Raw genomic sequence first — 26987 nt, forward strand, 5'->3', positions numbered from 1 at the left:
GGGTGAACAGGGGGATTTCCGGCACCGCCATTTGAGATGCGCAGTCATATTTTTGTGCTCGGGCTGATGCTGGCATCGCCGGCCGCCCTGGCCTCCCCGTCGCCCCTCATGCCCGCGGCGCCGGTCCATTCCGACATCCTGGCCATCACCGCTGCAGGCCCCGAGGCCGAGCTGCTCGGCCTGCGTCTGGCAGCCGATTCCGGGAATGCCGAGGCGCAGATCCGGCTCGGCTATCGCCACGAGGCCGGCGACGGCGTCGACCGGGATCTGGTCGACGCGGTCACCTGGTACCGGCGGGCCGCCGAGCAGGGCAGCGCCCGCGGCCAGGCCTATCTCGGCGACATGTACCGGGACGGCGCCGGGGTGGCCCAGGACGACGCCGAGGCGGTGCGCTGGTACCGCCTGTCGGCGGCCCAGGGCTACGACCGCGGCCAGACCTATCTCGGCTACATGTATCAGGACGGGCGTGGCATCGAGCGCAGCGAGGCTGAGGCCGTGCGCCTGTACCGCCTGGCCGCAGAGCAGGGCTACGTCCCGGCCCAGAACAGCCTCGGCTACATGGCCGAGAACGGCCGCGGCGGCGCCCTGGATTATGCCGCCGCGGCCTATTGGTACGGCCGCGCCGCCGGGTCCGGTTCCGCCGTCGGCCGGCGCCTGCTGGGCAATCTGTACCAGTCCGGCCGCGGCGTGCGGCAGGACGATGCCGAGGCGGTGCGCCTCTACCGCCTGGCCGCCGATCAGGGCGATGCCGAGGCCCGCACCAATCTCGGCTGGATGTACGAGGTCGGTCGCGGCGTGGCCGAGGACGAGGCCGAGGCCGCCCGCCACTATCGCCTGGCGGCCGATCAGGACCTGGCCCGGGCGCAGACCAACCTGGCCTTCCTGTATGCCGGCGGCCATGGCGTGGCCCGGGACGATGCCGAGGCGGTGCGCTGGTACCGCCGGGCGGCGGCGCAGGGCTATGCCCGCGCCGAGGCCGAGCTCGGCTCCATGTACGACTACGGCCGCGGCGTGGCCGAGAACGACGCCAAGGCGATGCGCTGGTACCATCTGGCCGCGAAGCAGGGCTACGCCGAGGCGCAGAACGCCATCGGCATTCTGTACGACGTCGGCAAGGGCGTGGCTCGGGACGATGCCGAGGCCGTGCGCTGGTATCGGTTGGCGGCCGACGAGGGCTATGCCCACGCCCAGAGCAACCTCGCCTGGATGTATGAGTGCGGCCGCGGCGTGGCGCAGGACCTGGCCGAGGCCGCCCGCCTGTATCGTCTCGCCGCCGACCAGGGCATCGCACGGGCCCGGGCCAATCTCGGCGATCTTTATCGCGACGGCCGGGGCATACCGCAGGACGACCGCGAGGCCATCCGCTGGTACCGCCTGGCCGCCGAGCAGGGTTATGCCCGCGCCGAGGCCAACCTCGCCTGGATGCATGAGCGCGGCCGCGGCGTGCCCGAGGACGATGCCGAGGCGGCACGCTGGTATCGCCGTTCGGGCGAGCGGGGCTATGCCTATTCCCAGCTCAGTCTCGGCCGGATGTATGAGGAAGGCCGAGGCACAGCGCAAAATGACGTCAAGGCGTTGCGCCTGTACCGCCTGGCCGCCGACCAGGGCGATGCCGAGGCCGCCTTCCATCTCGGCTCCCATTTCAAGACCGGGCGCGGCGTGGCGCAGGACGATGCCGAGGCGCTGCGCTGGTTCCGCATCGCCGCCGCGAAGGGCAACCCCGAAGCGCAGGGCGAGCTGGGCATCGCCTACGAGACCGGGCGCGGCGTCGCCCGCGACGAGACCGAGGCGGTGATCTGGTTCGCACGGTCGCTGGCGGAGGCGGACGACGTGCCGCAATATGCCGCCGCGCTGCTGGGCGCCCGGTCGCCGACCGCCAAGGTCGCGGCGGCGCTGCGGCTTCTGGCGACGCTCGGCTATGCCTCCGAGGGCGCGGCCGAGGCCTTCCGCCGCGCCGAAGGACTTCCGGCATCCGACGGCGTCGACGACGTGTTGTTGATCGCACTGGCACGGAAGGCGCGGCAGGCCGGTCCTGCGTCCTGACGCGGAATTCATGTAACCGCCGGCCGCGTCCGGGCGTACGGGTTTCTCGAAGGGGACGTCGACGCTCCAACGAGGACACATCATGAAGCGCAGCGCGATCGCGGGCCTGGCCCTGTTCACGGCCCTGGCCGCCCTGCCGGCCATGGCCCAGAGCCAGCCCCAGCAGCGCATCCGCGGCACCATCGAGGCGATGGACGGATCGGTGCTGACCATCGCCGCCCGCGGCGGCAGCACCGCGACCGTCACTTTGGCCGACGACGCCACGGTGCGGACCATCGCTCCGGCCGACATCCGCGACATCAAGCCCGGCAGCTATATCGGCAGCGCCGCGATGCCGCAACCCGACGGCAGCCTGCGGGCACTGGAGGTGCAGGTGTTCCCGGAGAGCATGCGCGGCGTCGGCGAAGGCCAGCACCCGTTCGACCTGAAGCCCGGCAGCACCATGACCAACGCCACGGCCGGCGATGTCGAAGGCACCGACGGGCGGGTGGTGACGCTGCGCTACCAGGGCGTCGAGACCAAGCTGACGGTGCCGCCCGACGTGCCGGTGATCACCTATGAGCCGGGCAGCCGCGACCAGCTGACCAAGGGCGCCCATGTCATCGTCAGCACGGTCAAGGGCACCGACGGGTCGCTGGTCTCGCACGCGATCCAGGTCGGCAAGGATGGGCTGGTGCCGCCGATGTAGGGCCGCACCGCTCCTACACCGTCATGGCGAGCGAAGCGTGGCCATCCAGTCCCTCGGCCGGAGCGCTGGCCCGACCATTCTGGATGGCCACGCCCCTTCGGGGCTCGCCATGACGATAAAGGGTGGGGCGTCCCCCGGCCTCAGATCAGCTTGCTCCGCCCCAGCTCGGCCTTGAGATAGGCGTAGAACACCGGTGCCGCGATCACGCCGGGCACGCCGAACGCCGCCTCCATCAGCAGCATGGCGATCAGAATCTCCCAGGCCCGGGCATGGATCTGGGTGCCGACGATCTTGGCGTTGATGAAATATTCCAGCTTGTGGATGAGAATCAGGAAGGCCAGCGACGCCGCGGCGGTATAGACCGACAGGCTGAGGCTGATCACCACGATCACGGTGTTCGAGATCAGGTTGCCGATCACCGGCAGCAAGCCGACCACAAAGGTGACCACGATCATGGTCTTGGTCAGTGGCAAATGGACGCCGAACGAGGGCAGGACCACGACCAGGTAGATCGCGGTCAGCACCGTGTTCAGGGCCGAGATCCGCACCTGGGCGAAGACCACGCGGTGGAATGACAAGGCCAGCAGCCGGGCCCGTTCCGCCAGCGCCCGGGCCAGCGGCCCGCGGCCCGGCTTCTCGGTCAGGTCGGCAATGGCGATCATGCCGCCGATCACCAGCCCGATGACGATATGGACCAGGATGCGCCCGACATCGGTGGTGAGCCGCAGCAGGTCCCGCGAATGCTCGCGCAGCGATTGCGCCAGCATGGTGTCGAGGTCCTGCCCGCTGGCCGGGATATAGGCGACGATCCAGGGCGGCAGCTGCTGGCTGGCTTCCTCGACCGCCTCGGCCATCTTGCGCATCACCGCGACCAGCCCCTCCTGCCGGGTGGTGAGCAGGGAGATCAGCTCGATCACGCCGAAGATGACGGCCAGGCTCAGCACCGCGGTCAGCAGTCCGAGGGCGATGATGCGGCCGATGTTGTGCATGGCGCCGAAGCGGCGGAACGCCGGCGCCACGGCATGCACCAGCTCATGGATCAGCAGCCCCGCCAGCAGCGCGGCGAGCAGGCCGAACCACAGGCTGCCGAGCAGGGCAAGGCCGGCAAGGATCTGGGCGGCTATCTCGATGTGGCGCTCCCGGGGGGCGGGATGCACGGCTGCCGGAACCACGGCCGGAACGTCCTCGCTTCGGCCGGGTTGGAAATTCATGATGGGAAAGCCTGTTCTCGACGGGCGCGCACGCAAAGGATACCGGCCTGACTCCGGACCTTTATCGGACAAAAGTCAATCAAACGCTGTGGACGAGGCCTCGACATGAACGACCCGATCGGCGACCGCTGCCTCGATGAGATCGAGCGGCTGCACCGGTTCTTCGAGCGCTGGCTGGGCAACGGCGCGACCGACCCGGCGGAGTTCGCCCGGGTCGAGCCGGCCTGGCCCTCCGACTTCACGCTGATCGCCCCGGACGGGGCGGTGCTGGACCGTGCCGCAGTGACCGGCTGGCTGCGCCAGGCGCGCGGGGTGCATGCCGACCCCGCCGCCCCGTTCCGGATCGAAATCCGCAACGCCGCCGTGCGCCTCGTTCTGCCCGGTGGCTTCCGCCTCTGCACCTATGACGAATGGCAGAGCGTCCGTGGCGTCGAGAGCCTGCGCCGATCGACCGCCCTGCTGGAGGCCCGGGACGACGCGGTGCTGTGGCGACACCTGCAGGAGACCTGGGTCGGCTGATACAGCCAGATTCCGGCTCGCTCCAGCGGCCTTTGAGATCCACTCTCCGGCCTCTTCCGTCATGGCGAGGAGCGTAGCGACGTGGCCATCCAGGGGGCCGGTGCAACTGGATGGCCACCCCCTTCGGGGCTCGCCATGACGGGTTAAGAATTGGCGCCGCTGTTCTTACAACTTATACGCCGCCTTCGGCAGCCGGTAGGCCAGGTCGACCGCGACCTCCGCCGCCTCGTCCTCGTCCAGCCGGTGTTCGGCCACCAGCTGGGCCAGGTAGCGGCAGTCGATGCGGCGGGCGACGTCGTGCCGGGCCGGGATCGAGGGGAAGGCGCGGGTGTCGTCGTTGAAGCCGACGGTATTGTAGAACCCGGCCGTCTCGGTCGCCAGCTCGCGGAAGCGCAGCATCCCCTCCGGGCTGTCGAAGAACCACCAGGGCGGGCCGAGCCGCAGGGTCGGGTAGTGCCCGGCCAGCGGCGCCAGCTCGCGCGCATAGGTGCTCTCGTCGAGCGTGAACAGGATTACCGACAGGTCGCGCTCATTGCCGAAACGGTCGAGCAGCGGCTTCAGCGCGCGGACATAGTCGGTGCGGGTCGGGATGTCGGCGCCCTTGTCGCGGCCGAACTCGCGCTGCAGCGTCGGGTTGTGGCTGCGGAGGGAGCCCGGATGGATCTGCATCACCATCCCGTCCTCGAGGCTCATCCGCGCCATCTCGGTCAGCATCTGGGCCCGGAACAGCTCGGCGTCCTGCGGCTCGAAATGGCTGGAGACGATCTTCTCGAACAGCGTCACCGCCGGTACCGGGTCGAGATCGGCCGTCGCCGCGGTCGGGTGGCCGTGGTCGGTCGAGGTCGCGCCCATGTCCTTGAAGAAGGCCCGGCGCTGCTGCAGGGCGGTGAGGTAGCCACGCCAGGAATGCGTGTCCTCGCCGGTGATCTCGCCGAGCTTCTGCAGCCCGTCGCGGAAGCCGTCGAACTCCGGGTCCACCACCGGGTCGGGGCGGAAGGCGGTGACCACCCTGCCCTTCCAGCCGCTGTCGCGGATGGCGCGGTGATGGTCGAGCGGGTCGAGCGGCGATTCCGTGGTGGCGATGACCTCGAGGTTGAAGCGCTCGAACAGCGCCCGGGGGCGGTAGTCCGGTCGCGCCAGGCGGTCGGCGATGCGGTCGTAGATCCGATCGGCGCTGGCCGGGGTCAGCCGCTCCTCCACCCCGAACAGGGTCTCGAAGGTGTGGTCGAGCCACATCCGGGTCGGGGTGCCGCGGAACAGGTGCCAATGCTCGGCGAAGCGGCGCCAGATCGCCCGCGGATCCGTCTCCACCGGCCCGCCGTCGCGCCGAGGCACGCCGAGATCCTCCAGCCGCACGCCCTGGCTGTAGAGCATGCGGAAGATGTAGTGGTCCGGGATGATCAGCAGCGAGGCCGGGTCCGGGAAGGCCTCGTTCTTGGCGTACCAGGCCGGGTCGGTGTGGCCGTGCGGGCTGATCAGCGGCAGGCCGGCGACCTCGGCATAGAGGCGCCGGGCGATGCCGCGCTGGGTCGGGTCCGGTGAAAAGAGACGGTCCGGGTTAACCAGCATTTCTCACCCCCCTTGCGTCCTGCGCCGGTTCAACATGCCGACCGGGCAGGAGAGCGGCGCAGCGCGATGCAGCGCATCGCGCAAGCCGTTCGACGCCCCCGGTCGGCATGTTCAACCGGCCCGGAGGGTCGCCTTGCGGCGGCCGCCTGAGGGGGCGGGCCGCTCGACCGTATCGCCCGATACGCTCTTCGCGTCCCGCCCCCTCATCCGACTCGCCGCAAGGCGACGCAGGGCGTAAGGGGGGTGAGAAATGCTGGTTTGGGCTCATGCCACGGCTTTCGGCTGCGGACGCCAATCGGCGTATTTGGGATGGTCGCGGCCGATCGGAAGGTCGACGGCCACGCCGGTCTCCGCAGAATGGAACAGCGCCGTCGCCAGTTCCAGCGACCGGCGCGCATCATCGAGCGTTACCGGCAGCGCGCCATCGGTCTCCAGCGCCTTGTGGTAGCGGCCGAGCTGGCCGGCGAAGCGCGACGGCACCGGCTCCCACTCCGCCAGCGCGCCCTCGATCCGCTGCGCGATCTCCGGCGAGGCCGGGGTGATCTGCCACGGGCCGTCGCCCGGGGCATAGGGCTTCAGGCCGCTCTCGAAGGTGACATTCTCGAAGCAGAAGCGCAGCCGGCTGATCTCGACCTGCGAGCCGAGGGTGGCGGCCAGCGAGACCAGGGCACCGCTCTGCATCACCACGCTGGCGACGGCGCAGTCCTCGACCTCGATCGGGTTCACCCGGGTCGCGGTCTGGCAATAGACCGAGGCCACCGGCCCCATCAGCCAGGTCATGATGTCGTGCGAATGGATGGCATGGGTCAGCAGCACGCCGCCCAGCTCGGTGTCCAGCCGGCCGCGCCACGGCACCGAATAGTATTTGGCGCCGCGGTTCCAGTGCGTCTCCACCGTGGCGAGGTAGGGCTTGCCGGCGATGCCGGCCTCGACGATGCGCTTGGCCTGCTGCAGCCCGTCGCCATAGCGGTACTGGAAGATCGGCATCACCCGGCCCGGCGCTTCGGCCTCCGCCTTCACCACCCGGTCGAGATCGGCCAGCGACCCGACCAGAGGCTTCTCACAGATCACCTGCTTGCCGGCCTCCAGCGCCGCCAGGACCTGGCCGATATGCACGGTCGGCGGGGTGCAGATGTCGATCACCTCGATCTCCCGCATGCGCAGGATCTCGTCGAAGCGGGTGGTCCGCACCGGGACGTTGAATTCGTCGCCGATCTCGGTCAGGCGGTCCGGGTTCAGGTCGCAGATCGCCTCGACCCGGAACTTGTCCGGATGGGCGGCATAGCCTTCGGCAATGTGGCCGCGGCCGACGCCGAGGCCGATCACAGCAACGTTACGAACCGCCATTCTCAAGCCCTCCGTCCGGCGGTCGATTCCGCCATCGCCTGCGCCGTCAGCGCCAGCTCCATCGCCTTGAAGCAATGCTCCTGGGTCATCGCCGTCTCCGTCCGCTCCAGCACGTCGGCGACCAGCTGCCGGCCGAAAGGCAGCTCGACATTGCTGCAGTCGATCCGCTGCATCCCCTTGCCGTCGACCAGGATCAGGTGGTCGGTCCCCGGCTGGCCGGTCGGGTCGACATATTTGCGCAGCTCGATATAGCCCTCGGTGCCGAGGATGGTCAGCCGCCCGTCACCCCAGGTCGGCAGCCCGTCCGGCGTGAACCAGTCGATCCGGATGTAGCCGGTGGCGTCGGGGGTGCGCAGCAGCGCCTCGCCGAAATCCTGCAGCTCCGGCGTCCCCGGGTTGCCGCGGTTGGCGACCGCGGCCGAGGCGACCTCGACGTCGAGCGTGCCGGCGAAGAACAGGAACTGCTCGAACTGGTGCGAGGCGATGTCGGTGAGGATGCCGCCGTAGCGGGCCCGCTTGAAGAACCAGTCCGGCCGCGTCTTGGCGTTGAGGCGGTGCGGCCCGAGGCCGACGGTGTTGATCACCTTGCCGATCGCGCCGGCCTGCACCAGCTCGCCCGCCTTGACGGTCGACCGGGTCTGGAAGTGCTCGGAGTAGCAGATCGAGTAGATCCGCCCGGTCTCGGCCTGCACCCGCCGCACCTCGGCCAGCTGCTCCAGCGTGGTCATGCCCGGCTTGTCGGACAGGTAGTCCTTGCCGGCCCGCAGCACGGCGATGCCGAGCGGCGCCCGGTCGGCCGGGATGCCGGCCGAGGTGACCAGCTTGATCGACGGGTCGTCCAGGATGGCGCGCGGGTCGGAGACGCGCCTGGCCTGCGGGTAGCGGGTCTGGAACGGGCCGGCGAGGTCGTCCTCCGGCGCGTGGAAGGCGACGAACTCGCCCCCGGCGCCGAGCAGCGCGTCGACCTGCCCGAAGATGTGGTTGTGATTGATGCCGATGGCGGCGAAGCGGATGGTCATTCGGGGTCCCGGTTCAGCGTTTCATGCCGGTGGTGGCGACGCCCTCGATCAGAAGGCGCTGGAAGAACAGGAAGAACACGAACACCGGCAGCAGGGTCAGCACGGACATGGCGAACAGCGCGCTCCAGTCCGACTTGCCGGTGGAATCGACGAAGTTCCTGAGGCCGAGCTGGACCGTGTAGGAACCCATGTCGTTCAGGTAGATCAAGGGCGCGAAGAAGTCGTCCCAGGTCCAGATGAAGGAGAAGATCGCCGCCGTAGCCAGCACCGGCTTCGACAGCGGCATGATGATCTTCCAGTAGATCTTCCACGGGCTGCAGCCGTCCATCATCGCAGCCTCGTCCAGCTCGCGCGGCAGGCCGCGGAAGAACTGCACCATCAGGAAGATGAAGAACGCGTCGGAGGCCAGGTATTTCGGCACCACCAGCGGCAGGAAGGTGTCGACCCAGTCGAGCTGCAGGAACAGCACGTATTGCGGGATCAGGGTCACGTGGTAGGGCAGCATCAGCGTGCCCAGCATCAGCGCGAACCAGAAGCCGCGGCCGGGGAAGCGCAGCCGGGCGAAGGCGAAGGCGGTCAGCGAACAGGCGAAGACGTTGCCGATCACCGATAGCCCCGAGATCACCGCCGAGTTCCAGAAGAACTGGCCGAAGCTGATGTCGAGCCCGCTCCAGCCCCGGACATAGGCGTCGAGGCTGAAGCTCTCCGGCCACAGCGAGGCCGAGGAGAAGATCTGGCTGTCGTCCTTGAACGAGCTGGCCAGCATCCACAGCAGCGGATACAGCATCGCCAGCGAGGCGGCGCAGAGCGCGATGTGGATCAGCAGCGACCGCGACAGCGGGCGGCGGGCCGGGTCGAGCGCGATGTCACTCATCGTAATGCACCCAGTAGCGTGCCGAGAGGAAGGAGAAGGCGGTGAACAGCGCGATGATCACCACCAGCACCCAAGCCAGCGCCGAGGCGTAGCCCATCCGGAAATTGCTGAAGGCCTCCTGGTACAGGTACAGGGTGTAGAACAGGGTGGAGTCGATCGGCCCGCCCGTGCCCTCGCTGATGATGAAGGCCGGGGTGAAGGCCTTGAACGCCTCGATCGTCTGGATCACGGCGTTGAAGAACACCACCGGGGTCAGAAGCGGCAGGGTGATGCGCCAGAACCGGTTCCAGGGCGTGGCGCCGTCGATCGCCGCCGCCTCATACAGGTCCCGCGGGATCTGCCTGAGGCCGGCGAGGAAGATGATCATCGGCGACCCGAACTGCCAGACGCTGAGGACGACCAGCGTCGACAGCGCGTAATTCGGATTGGAGATCCAGCTCGGCCCGTGGATGCCGAACAGGGCCAGGAACTGGTTGACCAGGCCGCTGCCGGCGAAAAGCTGCCGCCACAGCACCGCGATGGCGACGCTCGCGCCCAGCAGCGACGGCAGGTAGAACAGCGCGCGATACACCGGCAGGCCGGAGATGCCCTTGTTCAGCAGCATCGCCACGCCGAGGGCGAAGGCCAGCTTCAAGGGCACCGCGAACAGCACGAACAGGAAGGTGACCTTCATCGAGGACAGGAACTTCGGATCGGCCGTCGCGATCCGGACATAGTTCGCGGCCCCGACCCAGTTCGGATCCTGCAGCAGGTCGAAATCGGTGAAGGACAGGTAGAGCGAGACCAGGATCGGCCCGGCAGTCAGGCCGATGAATCCGATCAGCCATGGCGTCAGGAACATGTAGCCCGAAAGGGTGCGGGATGTGATTCGCCGCTTCCCCCGCGCCCGTTGCACCCTGCCTGAGGCCTGCACCGCAACGGTCATGACGTCACCCGCGATCGAGAATGCTGTTGGCTTCGTCGAAGAACTGCTTGGCGCCGTCAGCCACCGACGCCTGCTCGAACGAGATCAGCTCGTTCACCCGCTTCAGCAGGAAGGCTATCTCGCCCGCGCCCTTCGGCGCCGACGGCGGCAGGGGGCCGACCTTGTCGGTGATGAAGGCGATGTAGTCGAGCGCGATCTTGTTCTGGCCGTCGAGGGTCGGGCCCACCGCCTCGCGCAGCGCCTTCGAGGCCGGGACCCCGCGTTCGACGCCGAGCACCTTCCCTGCCTCCGGATCGGTCACGTAGTAGTTGACCAGGCGGACCGCCTCCTCGGCGACCTTGCTGCGCGCGCTGATGCTCCACAGCATCGACGGCTTGAGGTACTGGCCCGGCTTCGCGCCCGGCCCGCCGCTCGGCTGCATGGTCATGTTCAGCTTGGTCTTCACCAGAGCCTGGTGCGCCACCAGCTGGTTCGAATTGGTGCTGATCGCCGCGGCCTTGCCCAGCGCCAGCATGCTGCTCTCCGGCGCATTCTTATCGAGCGCCTGGACATCGGCCGGCGGCACCGCGCCCTTCTGGCGCAGCTCGTGCCAGAAGCCGAACCAGTCCTCCGCGTCCTTGAGGTCGAAGCCCAGCCGGCCTTCGGCGGTGTACAGCGACTTGCCGCGCTGGCGGGTCCAGCAGTCAAGCGACGGCTCGACGCCGCCGCCATCCTGCATGCCCCAATAGCCCGGCTTCTTCTGGGCGACGCGGCCCGACCACTCACCCCACTGCGTCCAGCTCCAATCCCATTGCGGCTCCTCGACGCCGAGTTGCTTCACGGTCTCGGCGTCGTAGACGAAGGCGGTCGAGTTGTTGCCGAGATTGACGCCGTAGAGCTTGCCGTCGACCCGGCCGCACTCGATCGCATCCTTGCCGAAATCCTCGATCTTCAGGATCGACGGCATGTAGTCGTCGAACGCCAGCAGCGCGCCGCGCCGAGCGTATTCGACGATGTAGCGGTAGTCCATCTGGATCAGGTCGGGCGCGTTGCGTCCTGCGGTCTGGGTGGCCAGGCGCGGCCAGTAGTCGGGCCAGCCCAGCGTCTCGCCGTTGATGCCGATGCTGGGATGCGCGGCCTCATACAGCTTGTTGACCTTGTTGGTGCGGTCGGCCCGCTCCTTGGAGCCCCACCAGAACATGCGCAGGCGGGTGTCCTGGGCCAGCGCCGGCAGCGGCAGCCCGGAGGCAGCCAGTCCACCCAAAGCGGCGCCCATTTTCAGCATCTGTCTGCGGTTCGTGATCAGTCTCGCCATCTCGTGTTCCTCCTGTCGTTCGCGCCTCTTCTCTCCGAAGGCGCTGCCTGGTGTCGGGGTTCAGTTGGGGCCGAGGATGGCAGCAGCGCCGGCGTTCTTCAGCGGCGGCAGCGGCGCAATCCTGTCGGTGACGAGGTCGATGTCGTCGAGCATGGTGCGGGTCGGCGTCGCGAGCCGGGGCGCGATCGTCGCGCTGGCCTTGGAGAGACCGGCGGCACCGATCCTGCGTCCCAGGGCATGCCTGCGGGTCGACCGCAGCGGCGTCATCGCGTTCCTCCTGATGCCCCACCCCGTCGGTCAGCCCGTCGGTCGGCGAGACGTTGCAAGCGGTGGTCGGTTGGTGCCTGAGGCAGGCCTTCGACCGAAGGCCGGCGCGACGATTGTTATAACCAGTTGGTTACAAGCTAGATCGATGCGATGATGGCTGTCAACACGAACACCGGCCGCGACGTTGCGTCGCCTCCGGCCCTGATCGAGGCCGCCAAACCGTGAGCATCAGCGACGAGACCATCGACGCCCCGGCGGAAGACAAGCCGAAACGTCCCGCCACCAAGGCCGTGCGCGACCCGGAACGCACCAGCGCCGCGATCCTCGCCGCCGCGGTGAAGGAGTTCATGGAGAAAGGGTACAGCGGCGCGCGGATCAACGAAATCGCCAAACGCGCCGGCGCCAACAAGCGCATGCTGTACCACTATTTCGGCGACAAGGAGGCCCTTTACCTGGCGGTGCTGGAAGGCGCCTATGTCGCCATCCGCTCGGCCGAGAGCAAGCTGCACCTGGCCGATCACGACCCGGTCGAGGGCATCCGCGAGCTGGCACTGTTCACCTGGCGCTACTTCATCGAGCACCCGGAATTCCTCAGCCTGCTGCAGACCGAGAACCTGATGAAGGCGCGGCACCTGAAGCGCTCCGCCCGCATCTTCGACTTGCATTCGCCGCTGGTCGCCGTGATCTCCGACCTGCTCAAGCGCGGCGCCGCCAAGGGCGTGTTCCGGGCCGATGCCGACCCGGTCAAGGTCTATGTCAGCATCGCCTCGCTGGGCGCCTTCTACCTGTCGAATCGCTACACGCTCTCGACCATCTTCCGGCGCGAGCTGACCGAGACGCGCGCCTTGGCCGAATGGGGCGACCACATCGCCCACATGATCCTGGCCTCGCTGCGCCCCTGATCCACACGCCGGCCTCTTGACGCGCGGACCCGTTCCGTGGTCGGCTAGTAACCAGTTGGTTACAACAAGGCCGGGAATTGCCGCCCGTGCCGCAACGGGAGGGAAGACCGGATGGCCACCCAGCGCCTCGGCCTCATCATGCACGGCATCACCGGTCGCATGGGCTACAACCAGCACCTGGTGCGCTCGATCTGCGCCATCCGCGACCAGGGCGGCGTGGTGCTGCCCAATGGCGATAAGGTGCTGCCCGACCCGATCCTGGTCGGCCGCAACGCCGAGAAGGTCGAGGAGCTGGCCAAGCGCCACGGCATCGCGCGCTGGGGCAGCGACCTGGACAAGGCCCTGGCCAACCGCGACGACACCCTGTTCTTCGACGCCGGCTCGACCCAGATGCGGGCCGAGCTGCTGACCCGCGCCATCGATGCCGGCAAGCATGTCTATTGCGAGAAGCCGATCTCCGAGACGCTGGAGGTCGCGACCAAGCTGGCCCGCCACGCCGACGCCCGCGGCATCCGCCACGGCGTGGTCCAGGACAAGCTGTACCTGCCGGGGCTGCAGAAGATCCGCATGCTGCGGGATTCCGGCTTCTTCGGCCGGATCTTCGCGGTGCGCGGCGAGTTCGGCTACTGGGTGTTCGAGGGCGACTGGCAGGCGGCGCAGCGGCCGAGCTGGAACTACCGCAAGGGCGATGGCGGCGGCATCATCCTCGACATGCTGTGCCACTGGCGCTACGTGCTGGACAACCTGTTCGGCGAGGTCAAGTCGGTCAGCTGCCTCGGCGCCACCCATATCCCGGAGCGGGTGGATGAGGCCGGCAAGCGCTACCAGGCCGATGCGGACGACGCCGCCTATGCCACCTTCCAGCTCGAGGGCGGGGTGGTCGCGCACATCAACTCCTCCTGGGCCGTGCGGGTGCGGCGCGACGACCTGGTGACCTTCCAGGTCGACGGCACGCACGGTTCGGCCGTGGCCGGACTGACCCGCTGCTACACCCAGCACCGGGTGAACACGCCACGGCCGGTGTGGAACCCGGACCAGCCGCAGACCATGAAGTTCCTCGACCAGTGGGAAGAGGTGCCGGACAACGTGGTCTACGACAACGGCTTCAAGGTGCAGTGGGAGGATTTCATCCGCCACGTCGTCGCCGGCACGCCCTGGAAGTACACGCTGTGGGAGGGCGTGAAGGGCGTGCAGCTGGCCGAGGCCGGGCTGCAGAGCTGGGCCGAGCGGCGCTGGATCGACCTGCCGGCGCTGGAGCGCTGAGCCATGGCTTCGCTGACCCTTCCCCGCTCTGGCGGCGGTCTTGAGAGCTACAGCATCCGCAACGCGCCCTTGCCGATGCCGGCGCCAGGCAGCGCCCCGGCCTTCAACCGGGTCGCCTATGCCGCGGCGCATGTCGTGGCCGACCCGCTGGCCGACAACGACCCCTGGCTGGACACGGCGGTGGACTGGGACCGCACCCTCGCCTTCCGCCACTATCTCTGGGACCTCGGCCTCGGCATCGCCGAGGCGATGGACACCGCCCAGCGCGGCATGGGCCTGGACTGGCCGACCGCCAAGGCGCTGATCGGCCGGGCCCTGACCGGAGCCAAGGAACGGCCGGGCGCCATGATCGCCTGCGGCGCCGGCACCGACCACCTGCCGCCCGGCCCCGGCGTCACCATCGCCGACGTGATCGCCGCCTATGAGCAGCAGATCGAGGCGGTGGAAGGCCTGGGCGGACGGGTGATCCTGATGGCCAGCCGGGCGCTGGCCGCCGCGGCCCGCGGGCCGGACGACTATGTCCGGGTCTATGGCCGGATCCTGTCCCAGGTGAAGCAGCCGGTGATCCTGCACTGGCTGGGCGAGATGTTCGACCCGGCCCTGGCCGGCTATTGGGGCGATGCCGACCACGACCGGGCGATGGACACCTGCCTGGCCGTGATCCGCGACAGCGCCGCCAAGGTCGACGGCATCAAGATCTCGCTGCTGTCGAAGGAGAAGGAGATCGCGATGCGCCGCCGGCTGCCGGCAGGGGTGCGCATGTACACCGGCGACGACTTCAACTATGCCGAGCTGATCGCCGGCGACGCGCAGGGCTACTCCGATGCCCTACTCGGCATCTTCGACGCCATCGCCCCCGCCGCCTCGGCCGGGCTGGCGCGGCTGACGGCCGGGGACGAGGCAGGGTTCCACGACATCCTGGCGCCGACCGTGCCGCTGAGCAGGCACATCTTCAAGGCGCCGACCCGCTTCTACAAGACCGGGGTGGTGTTCCTGGCCTATCTGAACGGGCTGCAGGACCATTTCCTGATGATCGGCGGCCAGCAGAGCACCCGGTCGCTGCCGCACCTGGCCGAGCTGTTCCGCCTGGCCGACGCCGCCCGCGTGCTGCGCGACCCGGACCTGGCGGTGCAGCGCATGCGCAAGGTGCTGGCCGTAGGCGGGGTGGAATGACGCCGTGACCGCCCCCCGCCTGCGCGTCGTCGAGGCCCGGCTCTACGAACGGCCGGTGCGGTTCCGGCTGCCCTTCCGCTTCGGCGCCGCCACCGTCACCGGCGCACCGCAGGCCTTCCTGCGGCTGACGGTCGAGACGGCGGACGGCCGCCGCGCCGAGGGGCAGGCGGCCGAGCTGATGGTGCCGAAATGGTTCGACAAGGACCCGGCCCTGACCGAACAGCAGAATTTCGACCAGCTGCGCCGGTCGCTCGCCATCGCCCGCCCGTTCTATCCCGAGGAGCGCCCTGCCCCGGCCTTCGCCCTGAGCGCCGCGATCGAGACGCGGCAGCACGCGGCCTGCGCGGCGGAAGGGCTGGGCGGGCTGATCGCCTCCTTCGGCCTGGCCCTGTTCGACCGCGCCGTGATCGACGCTCTGTGCCGGATCGAGGGGATCAATGCGGTCACCGCGGTGCGCACCAACCGGATCGGGCTGACCACGGCCACCGCCTCCGATCTCGGGGAGTTCGACCTCGGCCGGTTCCTGGCCGGGCTGGCGCCGGCCGACTCGCTGCACGCCCGGCACACGGTCGGGCTGGCCGACCCGATCACCACCGCCGAGATCGCCGAGCCCCTGAATGACGGGCTGCCGCAGAGCCTGGAGCAGGCGGTTGCCGCCTATGGCCACAGCCATTTCAAGCTGAAGCTGAGCGGCCGGGCCGACGCCGACCTGGACCGGCTGCGCCGGATCGCCGCCGTGCTGGACCGGCTGCCGGACTATCGCGTCACCCTGGACGGCAACGAGCAGTTCGCCGAGGCCGGGCCGGTCGCCGAGTTCTGGGACCGCCTGACCGCCGACCCCGCCTTGGCCCGGCTGCGGTCCGCGGTGCTGTTCCTGGAGCAGCCGATCGCCCGCGCCCGCGCGCTGGCCGAGCCGATCCATGCGCTGGCCGAACGGGTGCCGGTCGAGATCGACGAGTCCGACGCCAGCATCGACGCCTTCCCGCAGGCGCGCGCCCTGGGCTATCGCGGCATCTCGTCGAAATCCTGCAAGGGCTTCCACCGGGCGCTGCTGAACCGGGCCCGCATCGCCAGATGGAGCGCCGAGGACGGCATCCGCTACTTCCTGTCGGCCGAGGACCTGACCACCCAGGGCGGCGTCGCCCTGCAGCAGGACCTGGTGCTGGCGGCGCTGGGCGGCGCCGGCCATGTCGAGCGCAACGGCCACCACTATGTCGACGGCATGGCCGGCGCGCCCGAAGCCGAACAGCGCGCCTTCCTGGCCGCCCACCCGGATCTGTACGCCGATGCCGGCGGCCGCGCCCGCCTGAGCATCCGCGGCGGGCGGCTGGCCATCGGCTCGGTGCTGGCCGCGCGCGGCCTGGGCACCGCCCTCATCCCCGACTGGTCGGCGATGGCCGACGGACCGACGGAGATCTGATCCATGGCTGAAGGTCTGTCGATCAACCTCGCCACCACCCGTATGCAATGGGACATGCGCCAGGCGGCCGAGGCCTGCCTGGGCCACGGCATCACCGCCATCGCCCCCTGGCGCGACCAGGTGCACAAGATCGGCCTCGCCGAGGCGGCGCGGATCGTGCGCGACAACGGCTTCAAGGTCACCGGCCTGTGCCGCGGCGGCATGTTCCCGGCCGGCGATCCGGAGGCGCGGAAGGCCGCGATCGACGACAATCTGCACGCGGTCGACGAGGCCGCCGCGCTGGGCGCCGACTGCCTGGTGCTGGTGGTCGGCGGGCTGCCGGCCGGGTCGCGCGACATCGGCGCCGCCCGGCAGATGGTGGCCGACGGCATCGCCGCCATCCTGCCGCATGCCCGGGCCAGCGGCATCCCGCTGGCGATCGAGCCGCTGCACCCGATGTACGCGGCCGACCGCGCCTGCGTGAACACGCTGAAGCAGGCGCTGGACATCTGCGACCTGCTGGGCGACGGCATCGGCGTCGCCATCGACGTCTACCATGTCTGGTGGGACCCGGAGTTGATGCCGCAGATCGCCCGGGCCGGCGCCGGGGGCCGGATCCTGGCGCATCACATCTGCGACTGGCTGGTGCCGACCACGGACCTGCTGCTGGACCGCGGCATGATGGGCGACGGGGTGATCGACCTGCGCGGCATCCGCGCCGCGATCGAGGCCGCCGGTTTCCGGGGACCGCAGGAGGTCGAGATCTTCTCGGCCGAGAATTGGTGGAAGCGCCCGGGCGACGAGGTCTTGCGGACCTGCGTCGAGCGTTATCACTCGCATTGCACCCTGTAACGGGGTTTGGAGGCGGAAATGGGCAAGACGAAGGTCGCGCTGGTCGGAACCGGCCATCGCGGCGCCGGGACCTGGGGCCGGGAGCTGCTGGCCCAGGTCGGCGACGTGGTCGAGATGGTCGGCCTGTGCGACCAGAACCCGCTGCGGCTGGAGCGGGCGCGGGCGGCGATCGGCGTCGACGCGCCGGTGTTCACCGATCTCGGCGCCATGCTGCGCGAGACCCGGCCGGACCGGCTGATGGTGTGCAGCCGCGACAGCGCGCATGACGACCACATCGTCCAGGCGCTGGAGGCCGGGGTCGATGCCATCACCGAGAAGCCGATGACGACGACGGCGGAGAAGTGCCGCCGCATCCTGGCCGCCGAGAAGCGCACCGGCCGCCGGGTCGACGTCACCTTCAACTACCGCTACGCCCCGACCTCGCAGCGGATCAAGCAGCTGCTGCTGGACGGCGCCATCGGCGACGTCGTGTCGGTCGACTTCCACTGGTATCTCGACACCAAGCACGGCGCCGATTATTTCCGCCGCTGGCACGCCTATCGGGCCAATTCGGGCAGCCTGTTCGTGCACAAGGCCACCCACCATTTCGACCTGCTGAACTGGTACCTGGCCTCCGAGCCCGAGGAGGTGTTCGCCCGCGGCGAGCTGCGCCATTACGGCCGCAAGGGCCCGTTCCGCGGGCCCCGCTGCAAGACCTGCCCGCATGCCGGCGAGTGCGACTTCCACTTCGACGTCTCGGCCGACGCCTGGCTGACCATGCTGTACGAGGATCCGTCGCGCGAGGACGGCTATGTCCGCGATGCCTGCGTGTTCCGCGAGGACATCGACATCCCGGACACGATGAGCGCGGCGCTGCGCTACCGGAACGGGGTCCAGGTCTCCTATTCGCTCAACACCTTCATGCCGATCGAGGGCCACCATCTGGCTTTCAACGGCACCAAGGGCCGGATCGAGGTGCGGCAATACGAGCGCCAGCCCTGGACCACGCCGCCGGCCGACGAGATCCTGCTGATGCGCAACTTCGGCGCGGTCGAGCACATCTGGGTGCCGCAGGAGCATGGCGGCCATTGGGGCGGCGACCCGAAGATGCAGGCGATGCTGTTCCGGCCCGGGCTGCCGGACCCGCTGGGCCTGCGTGCCGATGCCCGCGCCGGGGCGCTGGCGGTGCTGTGCGGCGTCGCCGCCCTGGACAGCATCGACAGCGGCCGCAGCGTCGCCGTGGCGCCGCTGCTGGAGGGCTGACACCCTCTTCCCGTCCGGCCGGAATTCCGCCACCTTGCCGGCCGACGGGAGGACACATGATCGAACTCGACACCGGGCCGGGCGGGCGCGCATGAGCCCGTCCGCGGACATCGCCGGCAAGGCGTCCGGCAGCAGCGCGCCGCTGCTGGGGCTGCTGCTCTGCTCCTTCCTGTGGGCCACCGCCTATCTGCTGATGAAGGTGCTCGGCACCGACTTCGCCCCGATGCCGCTGACGGCGATCCGCGGCGTGCTGGGCGGCGGCCTGCTGGCGCTGTGGCTGCTGGCCCGCGGCCAGGGCATCCTGCCGCGCGGCCGGGAATGGCGCGACTGGATCGTGCTGGGCATCCTGCAGGGCATCATCCCGAACACGCTGACCGCCTATGCCCTGGCCGATACCGAGACCGGGCTGGCGGCGCTGATCGCGGCGTCGAGCCCGCTGATGGTGGCGGTGCTGGCGCATTGGCTTTTCGCCGATCAGCGGCTGACCGGCCGGCGCGCCGGCGGCGTGCTGGCCGGCTTCGCCGGCATGGCGATCCTGATCGGCCCCGCCGCATTCGCCGGCAGCGGTCTGCTCGGGCCGCTGGCGATGCTGGCAACGGCCGCCAGCTATGCATTCGGCGTGATCTATGTCCGCGGCATCCCGTCGCCGCAGCCGGTGCGGCTGGCGCTGGGCCAGCAGGTCTTCTCCGGCCTGCCGACGATGATCGCGGTGCTGGCCGTCACCGGCCCGTCCGCCTTCGCCGCGGCGCCGGCGCACGGGCTGGAGCTGCTGGCCTTCGGCGTGTTCTCCACCGCCCTGCCGATCGCGCTCTACATGCAGATCCTGCGCCTGGCCGGTCCGACGCTGGGGTCGATGAACGCCTATCTGACCCCGGTCTGGACCGTGCTGCTGGGCGTGCTGGTGCTGCACGAGACCGTCGGCCCGCGCGAGATCCTCGGCGGCCTGGTGGTGCTGGGCGGCATCGCCATCGCCTCATCGGCGAATCGTCGTCGAGCGGCTTGAGGCGCCTGGTCTCTCAACTGCTATCGGGCGGCACCTCGGGGCCGTTCTCGAAGCAGATGTCGGAGTGGAGGTCGATGCCCAGGGAGCGGCAGAGGCGGACCGTGGCCTTCTCGGTGCTGGCGGTGTCGAGCAGCTGTCGATGTCGCGCTCCTGCAGCCGCACCGCCAGCCCGGCCTTGAGGTCGGCGATCCGGGCGGGGTCGTCGACCTCGTCGATGACCTCTTCGACCATGGCGACGACCGCGGCCCGGCGGCTGGCGCGCTCGGCCCGGATCTCGTCCGGGCTGCCGGCCGGCAGGCCCGGGCGGCCATTCTCGTAGCGCGGCTGGTAGCGGCGCCATTGCCGGACCAGGCCGAGGCCGCAGACCAGGCCGGCCACGACCGACGGGACCGGGCGGTCCTCGACCGGGTCGTCCTGGTCGCCATAGAGCTCGACCAGCGCCTGGTCGAGCTGCATCCTGACATCGGCGAAGCGGGTGCGGTCGGTGCCGCGGTCGGCCCCGATCAGGCGGATGATGACGTCCTCGACCTCCTCCCGATGGCGGGCGCGGCGGGCCTCGCGGCCGCCGTCGCGGGTGCACAGATCCTTCACGGCGCGGGCGCGCTGGGTCAGGGTCTGGCGCACCAGATGGGCGTAGCGGGCGAAGGCGAGGCCGGGGTCCGGGGCCTGAGCCTCCGCAGACTGGGCCTCGGCGGCCTGGGCGGCGAGGGCGCGGGCGCCGGCCGTCTCGGCCAGCTGCATGCCGATCTCGGCCAGGCGCGTCAGCATCTCGCATTGCTGCAGGGTGCAGCCGCGGCCATAGGCCTGGACATCGAAATCGGCAGGGATCTCCTTCATGGAACGTATCATGAACGAACGCCCGATCGAGCGCAATGAACATTGTGTTCGCGGATTTGGTGGAACCATAGGCTTGCGCGTTCAGGCCAACCGGCAGATGCACGGCAGCAGGCTAGCCCGGAGCGTGCTCTTCAGATGACCGGCCACCGGTATCTGGGCGGTGCCAGCCACCAGCGATGGTCCGCAAGGGGCGGGAAGCGGACGCCTTGAAGTCAGCTTTGCTTGGGAAGATTAGGGCGATGATTGAAGCGCCTGATCACCTCGGCGAGGTCTTCGCAAAGGCGCTCCTGAGATCCATCTACACCGAAAGCGACAAACGCGGACTTTGCCATCTCCCAGGTCCGATCATCTTCATCAAGCAAAGCGAGCCACCCGTCCTCGTCGAGAGCAGACGCCTTTACCTCAACAGCATACCACCAGCTACGCCGACAATCCGCGGAGACCAGATCGGCACAGGCCGCGAGAGCCGGCAGGCCCAGGCCTCCCTTCATTATCATGTCCAAAGCCTGGGCTGCCGGGGTTCTAGGATCCAGTCCGGATGGATGGGAGTCTTTGGTCACCATTGGCCGACTATGATCGACGACAGGGCCCCTGCCAATGGCTGCTTCGGGTCGAATGCGGTCGATGACGGGCGGGCTGGACGCACTGGTGATGCGCGAGCCCTATTGCCGCGCGATCTCGCGCACGCCCGACAGCACGCACCAGCCGGGCTTCCGCGACGTCCAATAAGCCGTCGACGGCGCGTCGAAGCCGGGGTCGGCGAAGCAGCCGACCGAGACGGCGAGCATGTCCGGCGCGGCCTCGCTGCGCATGAAAACCAGGCCGCCGCAGGCCGGGCAGAAGCAGTGCTCGAGCCAGCGGCCGGCCTCGCTGCCGCGGCGCCAGCGGCGGCGCTCGCCCTCGATCGACACGACCGCGCTGCCGGCGAAGCGGGCCCGGACGGCGAAGGCGCTGCCGGTGGCGCGCTGGCACTCCAGGCAGCAGCAGGCATAGATGCCGAGCGGCGGGCCGGAGAGGGTCAATCGCAGATCGCCGCAGGCGCAGGCCGCGACCCGAACCTTGTTCCGTTCATCGTCCATCCCCGCCTCCCCGTCCCGCTAGCCAATATACCGGCTGAGCACGGCGAAATCGTCCGGGGCGTGCCCGGCGGCGATCGCCGCCCGGAACACCCGGTCGAAGGCGTCCGGCACCGTCCGGTCCAGGCCGCGCTCGCGATGCAGCTCCAGCAGCTGCCGGAACGCGCCGTGATGGGCCGAAACCGTGGCCAGCGTCGCCTCGTCCCCGGCCAGGCGGCCCTGCCGGACCCGGCCGACGAGATCGGCCACGGCCAGGTCGACCACCGGCTTGAACGCCTGCAGCTGCGCCTCATAGGCGGCGAGCGGAATAGTCTCGGCGGCGCAGACCGCGATGCCCTGCAGCGCGCCGAACAGCGCCCCCCACATCTGCACCAGCAGGGCGGCGTCGAGCGCCGAGGCGTGGCCGGGATCCTCGCCGACATGCTGCGGGTTGCCGCCGAGCACGCGCAGCACCGCCTGGTGCCGCTCGAACAGCCCGGCCGGGCCGGAATAAAGGATGGTGGCGCCGGGCTCGCCGATGAAGTTCGGCGTCGCCATGATGGCGCCGTCGAGATAGTCGATGCCGTGCCGCGCCGCCCAGGACGCGGCCTCGCGCGCCTGGCCCGGCGAGCCGGAGGTCAGCTGCAGCAGCAGCCGGCCGCGCAGCGCCGCCTCGACCTGCGGCACCCGCAGCAGCCGGTCGCCGGCGGCGTAGTCCGAGACGTTGACGATGACGATCGGCGCGGCCTCCGCTGCGGCGGCGACCGTCTCCGCGGCCCGGGCGCCGAGCGCCAGCAGCGGTGCGGTCCGCTCCGCCGTGCGGTTCCAGACATGGGTCGGATGGCCCTGCTGCAGCAGGGCGCGGACCAGGGCGGACCCCATCCGCCCCGTGCCGATGACCGAAATCTCTGGCTTCACGCGAAGTCTCCGAATGATGGGCCTGCCTCCGAAATCTCAAATCGGCCCGATCATTCGAAATCTACGAACAACTTGACCCCGATCAAGTACTGACAATATTATTAGAGACGCACATTGATGTAAGTATTGCGAAAAATGAAGACACATCGGAACGACGGCTGCGGCTGGAGCACCGCCCTGGCGGTGATCGGCGGCAAGTGGAAGACCGACATCCTGTGGGAGCTGCATCTTGGCCGCCGCCGTTTCGGCGAGCTGCGGCGGCTGCTGCCGGGAATCAGCGAACGGATCCTGACCCTGCAGCTGCGCGAGATGGAGGCGGACGGCATCATCCGCCGCGAGGTGTTCGCCGAGGTGCCGCCGCGGGTGGAGTATTCGGTCACGGAGTTCGGCCTGACGCTGAACCAGGCGGTCACCGCCATGTCGCATTGGGGCAAGGCCTATGAGGCCCGGACGGCGGCCGGCCGCCTGATCGCCTGAACGCCGCCGGGCCGTCCTGACATTCCCGAATTCCGACCCTTCCCGTATAGCCGGATTTCAGCCACCCTGCCGGCCCGACGGGAGGAAGCGGCGCATGTCCGATCTCGACACCAGGCCGGTGCCGGACAGGCGCGCATGAGCCCGTCCGCCGACGTTGCCGGCAAGGCCACCGGCAGCGCCCCGCTGCTGGGCGGAATCTCCATCGCCTCCTCAGCCAACCGGCTTCGAGACGCCGCGGCCTGAGGCGTCGCTTCCGTCACCCGATGTGGGGAGATGGAGCGTATCATGAACAAGATGCACGCGGTGCCCCACGGCCGCTTCGCCAGGAGCGGTCATTGCGGCGGTTGTAAAAAACCTGCCCCTTATCTGGAATGATAGAGAGGCCGGATTTCGGGTCATATCACGCAATTGAAGCTGTACTGACGAGACAGGTTATCGAGCAACGCCATCCGTTGAGCTGGACAGCTCGCGATTGTGTTTTGATGGCCCTCAGCCGTTCTTCGACAACAGGCGTCAGCACCTCGACGGCATCGCTGCCGGCGAGGAACAGCTTGAGTGGCCTCTCCATCGCTGCGATCCTGACCAAGGCCTCTCCCAGCTTCAGCGGATCGCCGTTCTGCTTGCCGTCATAGGGCGCCCATGTTTCGCGGGTCGAGGTGCCGGTGGCGTAATCCTCGATACCGGTATCGACGAAGCTGGCATTGCCCGTATCCAGCAGCTTGCTGCGGAAGAAATCCGGCTGACGACGGTGACGTTGATGCCGAATTTTGCCACCTCGTCGGCAAGAGCCATGGACAGACCCTCGACGGCGAACTTGCTCGCGCTATAGGCTGCGGCGTGCATCTGTCCGACGCCACCGGCCACGGAGCTGATGTTGATGATGTGGCCGGCACGCTGCTTGCGCATCACCGGCAGAGCCGCGTGCAGGACGTTGATGACGCCGTAGAGGTTCGGCGCGAGCTGCCTTTCGAAATCCGATGCCGAAAGGGCCTCGAAGTAACCGAGAACGGCGATGCCGGCGTTGTTGACCACGACGTCGAGCCGCCCGAACCGGGCTACCGCGTCACCGATCGCCTTTTCGGCCTGAGCCTTGTCGGTGACATCCAGCTGAACCAGCGCCAGCCGCTCGTTCTCGACACCGGCAAAGGAGCCGCGCGGAGCTTGTCCATGTTCCGGCCGGTGGCGACGACGCTGCCGCCGGAATCGAGAACCGTCGCGACGATGCCGGCGCCGATCCCGCTATTCGCGCCGGTCACAAACCATACTTTGCTCATTGATTGTTCCTCGGCAGGATGACCTCTTCAGGCCATCCTTTTCATGGGCCTCATCAGATCGCCGGGTTGTCGAGATGCCTGCCGAAGAACTCGAGCAGCTTGGGCATCGCCTTGCCGACGTCCCTGTCGTAAAGGCTCATATGCGTGCCGCCCGGAACGACGAAGAGTTCCTTCTCGCCGGCGCTCGCGGCCTCGGCGAAGGCGCGGTCGCTGTGCCACTTGGTGCCGGCATCGCTGCCCGCGATCAGCAGCAGCGGCTGCGTCAGCAACACGCCGATGTTGGTGAAGGCATCGTAGGCGTAGATCTTGTCGGTGCTGCTGGCGAGGAAACGGTTCGGCGAATTGGCATGCATCCACCGGTTGGCCAGTCGGTAGTACTCGCTGACTTCCACCTGCTCGGGGTCGGTAACGCCTTCCGGAGAGTCCGGCACATAGGGGAACATCGCAGGCTCTGCCCCGTTGGCCTCTGCCGTGCGCTGCCGGGCGACGTTCCGAAGCGTGGCGAGCTGTTCCTCGACGGTTCCCGAGCCAAACCAGCCCTTGCGGAAGCCGTCTCCCATGTTGAACGAGCTGACGCCGGCGACCGCCTTGATGCGGTGGTCGGTCATCGTCGCGTTGATGGCATAGGCGCCGCCGGCGCAAATGCCCATGGCCGCAATCCGCTCGCGGTCGACGACGGGAAGCGTGGTGAAGTAATCGACTGCGCTTCTGACATCTTCCACCCGGACCGTGGGGTTTTCGAGTAGACGTGGCATGCCGCCGCTTTCGCCCTGATGGGACGCATCATAGGCGAGCGAGATATAGCCCTGCTGCGCGAAGCGATAGGCGTAGAGGCTCGCGGTCTGTTCCTTGGAGCCGCCGCCCGGATGCACGACGACGATCGCCGGATAGGCCTTGCCCTTCTCCATGTCGGCCGGCTCGAAGATCACGCCGGCCATGTCGATCTGCCCGTTCCTGAACGTGACCGTCCTTCGCGAAACGGTGCGATCTTCGCTCACCGTTTTGGTGAACTCTGCCAGACCGGTGATGGGAGCTTCATTTGCGCTCGCACCGGCAGCGCCAGCCGCACCGGCGGGCGCCACGGCGGCTAGGCTGACCAATGATGCGCCGGCCGCCAAGACGGTTCTTCTGTTCATGACTGTTCTCCTTCTTGTCGACGACTTCTCGTCTTCAGCCAAAGTAATGCTCCCCAGCCTTGCCAAAAGCGTCATGCTGGTTGACGATTCTTAGGCCGGGTCGCCGCCGGCGATCGAAGAAGCGGCTGCGTCGGTAAGACATCGATGCTGTGAAAGCAGCTACGCGTAGATCTTGTCCGATACTGCAGAACCGGTTCGGCAAACCTTCAAGCCTTTACCGGTTCATCTTGGCTCTTAGAGACCGTTTGTAAATGCTACTGGTGCGGCCGTCTGACGGCGGTTTCTCCGCTTCCGGTGCTCACGCGCCAAACGTGCGCTGCGCTCCGGTTCTCGAAAACCACCGCCAGCCGACTCACGCCAGCGCATTTCCAAACGGTCTCTTACGGCAGAGGCGTCATGCCGTGCCCGCCCTTTGAGCTGGTCCCCAGCTTGGCCCCGATGTCGATCATCGCAAGCATCGGCTCGCTCAGTCGCGCACCCTGCACCTTGATCTGAGCGAAGCCGTCCTCGATCTCCTGGATGTCGGCGGCGGTCAACCGGACCTGAAGCGCGTCCGTGTTCTGATCCATCTGGTCCTGCGTTGTCGGTCCCGGAATGGGCACGATCCATGGCTTGCGGGCAAGCAACCAGGCGAGCGCTATCTGGCCAGGCGCCGCTTGATGGCGTGCGCCGACGCGCTGCAGCAATTCGACGACCGGCCAGTTCGCGCGGCGCGCCTCGAGGGTGAAGCGTGGCAGGTTGGCCCTCAAATCCGCAGGGCCATGCACCACCATCGGAGTGACGGTGCCGGTCAGATAGCCCATTCCGAGCGGACTCCACGGCACGAACCCGATGCCCAGCTCTTCGCAGGTTGGGAGAACCTCGGGCTCCGGATCGCGTGTCCAGACGGAGTATTCGTTCTGCACCGCCGTGACCGGCTGCACCTTATGCGCCCGGCGGATGGTCGCTTCGCCCGCGGCCGACAGGCCGAAGTGACGAACCTTGCCCTCGCGGATCAACTCCTGCACCGCCCCGGCAACGTCCTCGATGGGGACCATGGGATCGACGCGATGCTGATACTGAAGATCGATGTAATCGGTCTTCAGGCGCCGGAGCGATTCTTCGGTCACCTGCTTGATATGGGCCGGGCGGCTGTTGACGCCGCGAATCCGGCCTTCCGGCGAGATGTCGAACCCGAACTTGGTGGCGATGACCACCTGGTCGCGCATCGGCGCCAGCGCCTCTCCGACGATCTCCTCGCCAAGGAAGGGCCCGTAGACTTCGGCGATATCGAAAAACGTGACGCCCCGGTCATAGGCCGCGCGGATGATCCGGACCGCTTCCTGCCGATTGGTCGGCGGGCCATACATCCCGGCGAAATTCTGGCAGCCCATCCCGAGAGCGGAGACTTCCAGCGAGCCGAGCTTGCGGCGATCCATGCTCAACGGGCGAGAACCCGTCGCGGATGATCCCGCTGTCTGCGCTCGTGCGGCTGAGAGAGGCAGCAAAGATGCTGCGGCCAATCCAAAGCCGGCGGCCAGTAATCTACGGCGGTCAGGCATCGCGGGGCCGCCGGTTTCGATTCCGCTGTGTGTTGGGTGTTTCATGCTGCTGCAACTCCAGTGGATCGACGGTCCTTCGGTTCGTGACCGCTCTCCGCTTCTTTGAAATTCCGCTCTTTCAAAATTCGCCCGTTACATGATTTCTAAAAGCGGCATATT

26 protein-coding genes are annotated in these 26987 nt (G+C 68.4%); 11 read left to right on the forward strand and 15 right to left on the reverse strand.

Annotated features, from left to right (window positions below; translation table 11 throughout):
* The first annotated feature begins 66 nt into the window (after window positions 1-66).
* Window positions 67-2043: an SEL1-like repeat protein gene (locus QFZ27_RS37580; protein ID WP_429232055.1), complete on the forward strand. Its 1977-nt coding sequence runs from the start codon at window positions 67-69 to the stop codon at window positions 2041-2043.
* A gap of 82 nt (window positions 2044-2125) precedes the next feature.
* The gene (locus tag QFZ27_RS37585; protein ID WP_429232056.1) at window positions 2126-2731 is read left to right on the forward strand and encodes a hypothetical protein; all 606 of its coding nucleotides are present in this window, start codon (window positions 2126-2128) and stop codon (window positions 2729-2731) included.
* Window positions 2732-2871: 140 nt separating this feature from the next.
* Here QFZ27_RS37585 and QFZ27_RS37590 read toward each other — a convergent pair whose 3' ends face one another.
* On the reverse strand, window positions 2872-3903 hold the full coding sequence (locus QFZ27_RS37590) for an AI-2E family transporter (RefSeq protein ID WP_429232057.1): 1032 nt from the start codon (window positions 3901-3903) through the stop codon (window positions 2872-2874).
* A 144-nt stretch (window positions 3904-4047) separates the two neighbouring features.
* On the opposite strand from QFZ27_RS37590, the gene QFZ27_RS37595 reads away from it, so the two are divergent.
* Complete coding sequence (locus QFZ27_RS37595; protein WP_429232058.1) at window positions 4048-4461, forward strand: hypothetical protein; 414 nt, start codon at window positions 4048-4050, stop codon at window positions 4459-4461.
* A 165-nt stretch (window positions 4462-4626) separates the two neighbouring features.
* On the opposite strand, the gene uxaC is transcribed toward QFZ27_RS37595, so the two are convergent.
* The 7 genes from uxaC to QFZ27_RS37630 all read right to left on the reverse strand — a co-directional run bounded on the left by uxaC (window position 4627) and on the right by QFZ27_RS37630 (window position 11756).
* Window positions 4627-6030, reverse strand: a complete 1404-nt coding sequence (uxaC, locus tag QFZ27_RS37600; protein ID WP_429232059.1) for a glucuronate isomerase — start codon at window positions 6028-6030, stop codon at window positions 4627-4629.
* Window positions 6031-6294: 264 nt separating this feature from the next.
* A complete protein-coding gene (locus QFZ27_RS37605) occupies window positions 6295-7377 on the reverse strand; it encodes a Gfo/Idh/MocA family protein (RefSeq protein ID WP_429232060.1) in 1083 nt (360 codons plus the stop codon).
* 2 nt (window positions 7378-7379) lie between these two features.
* Window positions 7380-8396, reverse strand: a complete 1017-nt coding sequence (locus tag QFZ27_RS37610; protein WP_429232061.1) for a Gfo/Idh/MocA family protein — start codon at window positions 8394-8396, stop codon at window positions 7380-7382.
* A 13-nt stretch (window positions 8397-8409) separates the two neighbouring features.
* Window positions 8410-9270 (reverse strand): carbohydrate ABC transporter permease, encoded by an 861-nt coding sequence (locus tag QFZ27_RS37615; protein WP_429232062.1) that lies wholly within the window; start codon window positions 9268-9270, stop codon window positions 8410-8412.
* Complete coding sequence (locus QFZ27_RS37620; RefSeq protein WP_429232063.1) at window positions 9263-10195, reverse strand: carbohydrate ABC transporter permease; 933 nt, start codon at window positions 10193-10195, stop codon at window positions 9263-9265. Before QFZ27_RS37620 ends, QFZ27_RS37615 begins: the two co-directional genes overlap by 8 nt.
* Before the next feature lie 4 nt (window positions 10196-10199).
* Window positions 10200-11489, reverse strand: coding sequence for an ABC transporter substrate-binding protein (locus tag QFZ27_RS37625; RefSeq protein WP_429232064.1), 1290 nt, complete (start codon window positions 11487-11489; stop codon window positions 10200-10202).
* Window positions 11490-11549: 60 nt separating this feature from the next.
* A complete protein-coding gene (locus QFZ27_RS37630; RefSeq protein WP_429232065.1) occupies window positions 11550-11756 on the reverse strand; it encodes a hypothetical protein in 207 nt (68 codons plus the stop codon).
* Window positions 11757-11977: 221 nt separating this feature from the next.
* Here QFZ27_RS37630 and QFZ27_RS37635 point away from each other — a divergent pair, with 221 nt between their 5' ends.
* The 7 genes from QFZ27_RS37635 to QFZ27_RS37665 all read left to right on the forward strand — a co-directional run bounded on the left by QFZ27_RS37635 (window position 11978) and on the right by QFZ27_RS37665 (window position 19590).
* Window positions 11978-12658 carry a TetR family transcriptional regulator gene (locus QFZ27_RS37635; RefSeq protein WP_429232066.1) on the forward strand — a complete coding sequence of 227 codons (681 nt, stop codon included), beginning with the start codon at window positions 11978-11980 and terminating at the stop codon, window positions 12656-12658.
* Between the two features lie 111 nt (window positions 12659-12769).
* Window positions 12770-13921, forward strand: coding sequence for a Gfo/Idh/MocA family protein (locus QFZ27_RS37640; RefSeq protein WP_429232067.1), 1152 nt, complete (start codon window positions 12770-12772; stop codon window positions 13919-13921).
* Between the two features lie 3 nt (window positions 13922-13924).
* Window positions 13925-15094, forward strand: coding sequence for a dihydrodipicolinate synthase family protein (locus QFZ27_RS37645; protein ID WP_429232068.1), 1170 nt, complete (start codon window positions 13925-13927; stop codon window positions 15092-15094).
* A gap of 4 nt (window positions 15095-15098) precedes the next feature.
* Complete coding sequence (locus QFZ27_RS37650; RefSeq protein WP_429232069.1) at window positions 15099-16514, forward strand: enolase C-terminal domain-like protein; 1416 nt, start codon at window positions 15099-15101, stop codon at window positions 16512-16514.
* A gap of 3 nt (window positions 16515-16517) precedes the next feature.
* Window positions 16518-17345: a sugar phosphate isomerase/epimerase family protein gene (locus tag QFZ27_RS37655; protein WP_429232070.1), complete on the forward strand. Its 828-nt coding sequence runs from the start codon at window positions 16518-16520 to the stop codon at window positions 17343-17345.
* Window positions 17346-17363: 18 nt separating this feature from the next.
* Window positions 17364-18587: a Gfo/Idh/MocA family oxidoreductase gene (locus QFZ27_RS37660; protein ID WP_429232071.1), complete on the forward strand. Its 1224-nt coding sequence runs from the start codon at window positions 17364-17366 to the stop codon at window positions 18585-18587.
* Window positions 18588-18678: 91 nt separating this feature from the next.
* Complete coding sequence (locus QFZ27_RS37665; protein WP_429232072.1) at window positions 18679-19590, forward strand: DMT family transporter; 912 nt, start codon at window positions 18679-18681, stop codon at window positions 19588-19590.
* On the opposite strand, the gene QFZ27_RS37670 is transcribed toward QFZ27_RS37665, so the two are convergent.
* From QFZ27_RS37670 to QFZ27_RS37685, 4 genes are all read right to left on the reverse strand, one after another.
* A complete protein-coding gene (locus QFZ27_RS37670; protein WP_429232073.1) occupies window positions 19561-20427 on the reverse strand; it encodes a hypothetical protein in 867 nt (288 codons plus the stop codon). The two genes, QFZ27_RS37665 and QFZ27_RS37670, sit on opposite strands and share 30 nt — an antisense overlap.
* A 212-nt stretch (window positions 20428-20639) precedes the next feature.
* Window positions 20640-20918, reverse strand: a complete 279-nt coding sequence (locus tag QFZ27_RS37675; protein ID WP_429232074.1) for a hypothetical protein — start codon at window positions 20916-20918, stop codon at window positions 20640-20642.
* A 171-nt stretch (window positions 20919-21089) separates the two neighbouring features.
* Window positions 21090-21506, reverse strand: coding sequence for a GFA family protein (locus QFZ27_RS37680; protein WP_429232075.1), 417 nt, complete (start codon window positions 21504-21506; stop codon window positions 21090-21092).
* Between the two features lie 18 nt (window positions 21507-21524).
* Window positions 21525-22400, reverse strand: coding sequence for an NAD(P)-dependent oxidoreductase (locus tag QFZ27_RS37685; RefSeq protein WP_429232076.1), 876 nt, complete (start codon window positions 22398-22400; stop codon window positions 21525-21527).
* A 135-nt stretch (window positions 22401-22535) separates the two neighbouring features.
* Between QFZ27_RS37685 and QFZ27_RS37690 the strand changes: the two genes are divergently transcribed.
* Entirely contained in the window at window positions 22536-22877 is a 342-nt protein-coding gene (locus tag QFZ27_RS37690) for a winged helix-turn-helix transcriptional regulator (RefSeq protein WP_429232077.1), read from the forward strand.
* Between the two features lie 600 nt (window positions 22878-23477).
* Here the strand turns inward: QFZ27_RS37690 and QFZ27_RS37695 are convergent.
* From QFZ27_RS37695 to QFZ27_RS37705, 3 genes are all read right to left on the reverse strand, one after another.
* Complete coding sequence (locus tag QFZ27_RS37695) at window positions 23478-23999, reverse strand: SDR family oxidoreductase (protein WP_429232528.1); 522 nt, start codon at window positions 23997-23999, stop codon at window positions 23478-23480.
* A gap of 205 nt (window positions 24000-24204) precedes the next feature.
* Window positions 24205-25287, reverse strand: coding sequence for an alpha/beta hydrolase (locus QFZ27_RS37700; protein WP_429232078.1), 1083 nt, complete (start codon window positions 25285-25287; stop codon window positions 24205-24207).
* Between the two features lie 380 nt (window positions 25288-25667).
* Window positions 25668-26705 carry an aldo/keto reductase gene (locus QFZ27_RS37705; protein ID WP_429232079.1) on the reverse strand — a complete coding sequence of 346 codons (1038 nt, stop codon included), beginning with the start codon at window positions 26703-26705 and terminating at the stop codon, window positions 25668-25670.
* Between the last annotated feature and the right edge of the window lie 282 nt (window positions 26706-26987).

This window comes from Inquilinus ginsengisoli, assembly GCF_050434925.1.
Classification (GTDB): domain Bacteria; phylum Pseudomonadota; class Alphaproteobacteria; order DSM-16000; family Inquilinaceae; genus Inquilinus; species Inquilinus ginsengisoli_B.